The sequence below is a fragment of the Streptomyces sp. NPDC059003 genome (genome assembly GCF_042740445.1).
Classification (GTDB): domain Bacteria; phylum Actinomycetota; class Actinomycetes; order Streptomycetales; family Streptomycetaceae; genus Streptomyces.
In genome coordinates this window covers 1-3,930 of record NZ_JBHYJH010000363.1, presented here as the reverse complement: position 1 = coordinate 3,930, position 3,930 = coordinate 1, and the positions used below count along the sequence as shown (strand labels likewise).

The 3,930-nt window shown below is 74.0% G+C and carries 4 protein-coding genes; 2 read left to right on the top strand and 2 right to left on the bottom strand.

The features are described 5' to 3' along the window. Positions 1 to 188: 188 nt before the first annotated feature. Positions 189 to 1,043, top strand: a complete 855-nt coding sequence (locus ACFWZ5_RS45440; protein WP_384806426.1) for a phospholipid scramblase-related protein — start codon at positions 189 to 191, stop codon at positions 1,041 to 1,043. A gap of 69 nt (positions 1,044 to 1,112) precedes the next feature. On the opposite strand, the gene ACFWZ5_RS45435 is transcribed toward ACFWZ5_RS45440, so the two are convergent. Beyond that, positions 1,113 to 2,033: a DMT family transporter gene (locus tag ACFWZ5_RS45435; RefSeq protein WP_384806428.1), complete on the bottom strand. Its 921-nt coding sequence runs from the start codon at positions 2,031 to 2,033 to the stop codon at positions 1,113 to 1,115. Next, positions 2,030 to 2,974: a phosphatase PAP2 family protein gene (locus ACFWZ5_RS45430; protein WP_384806430.1), complete on the bottom strand. Its 945-nt coding sequence runs from the start codon at positions 2,972 to 2,974 to the stop codon at positions 2,030 to 2,032. The genes ACFWZ5_RS45435 and ACFWZ5_RS45430 overlap by 4 nt, the downstream gene beginning before the upstream one ends. Before the next feature lie 172 nt (positions 2,975 to 3,146). Between ACFWZ5_RS45430 and ACFWZ5_RS45425 the strand changes: the two genes are divergently transcribed. Then, a complete protein-coding gene (locus ACFWZ5_RS45425; protein WP_384806432.1) occupies positions 3,147 to 3,854 on the top strand; it encodes a TetR/AcrR family transcriptional regulator C-terminal ligand-binding domain-containing protein in 708 nt (235 codons plus the stop codon). The last annotated feature ends 76 nt before the right edge of the window (positions 3,855 to 3,930 follow it).

Here is a 3,930-nt window from a genome sequence, read left to right as displayed (position 1 = left end):
GTCTGGGGCGGAGCCCCAGGAAGGGCGGGCGGGTGGGGGAATCAGCCCGTCCGGCGTTTGAGGACGAGGCGCGGAGCGCCGGAGAGAAGGGGGTCCGGGGGCGGAGCCCCCGGGGTGAGGGCGGGTGGGTGGGGAGAGAACCGCAAAGGGCTGGCCACCCGCACAGGGGGGCGGGGTAGTGTGCCCGGGTGACAACGCATTCGAACACCCCTGCAGGCTGGTACCCGGACCCCCAGGGCACCCCCCAGCTCCTCCGCTGGTGGGACGGCTCCCAGTGGACCGACCACACCAGCCAGGACCCGCAGGGCGCGCAGGGCCAGCAGGTTCCGCACCAGGCGGCCCCGGCCGCCCCCGCGGCCCCCGCCGCGCCCACCGCCGACCCGGCCAAGGTCCAGCGCCAGGTCCAGCAGAAGGCGGGCGTCGCCCCGACCGCCCAGGGCGGCGGCACCCTGTTCACCGAGCCGGTCCTGGTGGTGAACCAGAAGGCCAAGCTCATCGAGCTGACCAACGAGTACAGCGTCATGGACCAGTCGGGCAACCAGATCGGCTCGGTCGTCCAGGTCGGCCAGAGCACGCTCAAGAAGGTCGCCCGCTTCGTCTCCAGCCTCGACCAGTTCATGACCCACAAGCTGGAGATCCGCGATGCCTACGGCCAGCCCCAGCTGATCATGACGCGGCCCGCGAAGTTCATGAAGTCGCGGGTCATCGTGGAGCGCCCGGACGGCCAGCCGGTCGGCGAGATCGTCCAGCAGAACATGATCGGCAAGATCAACTTCGCGATGAACGTGAACGGCCAGCAGGTCGGCGCGATCAAGGCGGAGAACTGGCGCGCCTGGAACTTCGCGATCGTCGACCACAACGACAACGAGGTCGCCCGGATCACGAAGACGTGGGAAGGCCTCGCGAAGACGATGTTCACGACGGCCGACAACTACGTCCTGCAGATCCACTTCCAGCTCCCGGAGCCGCTCCTGAGCCTGGTCGTGGCGACGGCCCTCACGGTCGACACGGCCCTGAAGCAGGACGCGCGCGGCTTCGGCTGACGGACCCGGGCACCCGCCCACCGCAGAGGCAGCGAAACGGCCGCACTCCTCACCGGGAGTGCGGCCGTTTCAGCACGGCCGCACCGGCACCGTCTCCTGCGTACGCTCCGGCTGGCCGGGAATCGACGGCAGCCCGCCCGCGACGGGCTCCGCGGCCACGGCCGCGGCCCGGGGCGAGCGGCTGAGCAGCACCACTCCGTACGCGGCGATCACCGCGCCCACCGCCGCCGCGCACACGCCCCCCACGCCGCCGCGCAGGCGTTCGCCGAGCAGGGCGACGCCGATGGCCGCCGCGGCCACGGGGTTGGCGAGCGTGACGACGGCGAGCGGCGCGCCGAGCCCGCCGCGGTACGCGGTCTGCGAGAGCAGCAGGCCCCCGACGGCGAACGCCGCGACGAGCAGCGCCACCACCACGACCTGCGCGCTCAGCAGTGGCCCCGAGCGGTCGGTCGCCGCGACGGTCACGGTCTGCGTGAGCGCCGACGCGACCCCCGACGCGAAGCCGGACGCGGTCGCGTGCCGCAGACCGGGCCGGGTGCCGGGCCGGGACAGCAGGCCGATGGCCGCCGCGGTCACCGCCGCGACCGCCACGGCCTCCGGCAACGAGAGCACGTCGTCGGGCGCGGGCCCCGACGCGGTGAGCAGCAGGGCGCCGAGGCCGATCAGGGTGAAGCCGGTGCCGCGCCATTCGAGGCGCGTGACGCGCCGCCCGGCGAGCCGCGCGCCCAGCGGCACCGCGGCGACGAGCGTGAGCGCGCCGAGCGGCTGCACCAGCGTGAGCGGCCCGTACTTCAGGGCCGCCACGTGCAGCAGCGCGGCCGACGCGTTGAGCCCGACGGACGACCACCACGCACCGCTCGCGAGCAGGCGCAGCATCCGGTGGCCGGTGTCGGCGATCCGTGCCGCGAGGCGCTCCTGGGCCACGGCCGCGGCGGCGTACGCGGCGGCCGAGACGAGCGAGAGCGCGACGGCGAGCAGCGGGGCGCTCACCGCCCGGCCCCGGACGCGGCCAGGTCGGGCGACGGGGAGGACGAGGGTGGAGGCGATGGTGAGGGCGATGGTGAGGGCGAGGGGGCGGGTGCCGGTGCGGAGCGGGCCACGACGCGGGACCTCGCCGGGCGCGGCAGGCGGATGACGGCGAGCGCGATGCCGAGCAGCGCGGCCGCGGCGAGCGCGTCGAACCAGTAGTGGTTGGCGGTGCCGACGATCACGGCAAGCGTGACCAGCGGGTGCAGCAGCCACAGCCAGCGCCAGCGGGAACTCGTCGCGGCGATCAGGCCGACGGCCAGCATCAGCGCCCAGCCGAAGTGCAGCGACGGCATGGCGGCGAACTGGTTGGCCATCGAGTCGGTCGCGGGCTTCGCGGCGTACACCGAAGGCCCGTACACCTGCGCCGTGTCCACGAGGTGCGCGGCGTCCAGCATGCGCGGCGGCGCCAGCGGGAAGCCGAGGTGCAGCAGGAGCGCGGCCGCCGTCAGGGCGGCGAGGACCCGCCGCGTCCAGACGTAGTGCCGCGGTCGGCGCACGTACAGCCACACCAGGAACAGCAGCGTCGCCGGGAAGTGCACGGTCGCGTAATAGGTGTTGGCGATGTGCACGAGCGTGTCGCTGCTCAGGAGGGCGTCCTGGACGGTGCCCTCGCCCGGGAGCCGCAGCGCGCGCTCGGCGTCCCACACGCGGTGGGCGTTGCGGAAGGCCTCGCCGGTGTGTCCGTTGGCGAGCTGCCGGCCGAACTTGTAGACGAGGAAGAGCCCGACGACGAGGAGGAGCTCGCGGACGAGGGGCGGTCGGCCCGACCGCTCCGGGGCGTCCGCCGTGCCGCGGGCCGTGTCCGGCGGTGCGGCGGGTGGGTACGAGGACGCCTCCGGCCGGCCGGAGGATATCTCCGGATCCTGTTCGGCCGGCTCGGTGCGGGATTCGCGGGATGCCATGCCCCGGCCCCTTTACGTGACGACTGGGTTGGTGCGCCGACGCGCGCTCGCGGGAGTACGCCCCTCGGGAGCACACATCGAAACGCCAGTGTACCGATACGGTGGCGTACCGGTACACTGGCGTATCGATAAGGTGTGGCCGGGCAGGCCGCCGCATCGAGGAGAAGAGAGCATGGCGTCGCGGGAACGGATGCAGGAGCCGGAGCGGGAGCAGGCGTGCGGCCAGGTGGCGGCGGGCCGACGCTCCAAGATCACGCCCGAGCGCGAGCAGGAGTTCTACGACGCCGTCCTCGACCAGCTCCGCGCCTGCGGCTACGAGGCCCTGACCATGGAGGGCGTGGCCGCGCGCACCCGCTGCAGCAAGTCCACGCTCTACCGCCAGTGGAAGACCAAGCCCCAGTTCGTGGCCGCCGCGCTGCGCGCCAACCGCTGTGTGCGCTTCTCGGGCATCGACACGGGCTCGCTCGCCGGTGACCTGCGCGCGGCGGCGCGCTCGGCCGCCGCGTGGGGCCAGCGGGACACCCTGCTCGTGCAGTCGCTCGGGCACGCGGCCCAGCAGGACGAGGACCTCCGGCGGGCGCTCCGCGAAGCGCTGGTGGAGCCGGAGCTCCAGGCCGTCGACGAGATCGTCCGGCGCGGTGTCGAGCGCGGCGAGATCGCCGCAGGGCACCCGGCGGCCGAGTTCCTCGCGGCCCAGCTGATCGGCGTGCTGCGCGTCCGCCCGCTCCTGGAGGGCAAGGACGCGGACGCGGAGTATCTGACGCGGTTCGTCGACGCGGTGCTGCTTCCGGTGCTCGGTCTGGCCGAAGCCGAAGCCGAAGCCGAAGCCGCAACCGGTGCCGAAGCCGAAGCGTCGGCGGAAGGCGCCGCGGCCACCTGAACGCGGGCCCGGGTCCGCAGGATGACCGGACCGGGGCCTGCCCGCGCCGCACCGTGGGGACGGGGGCGGCGCGCAA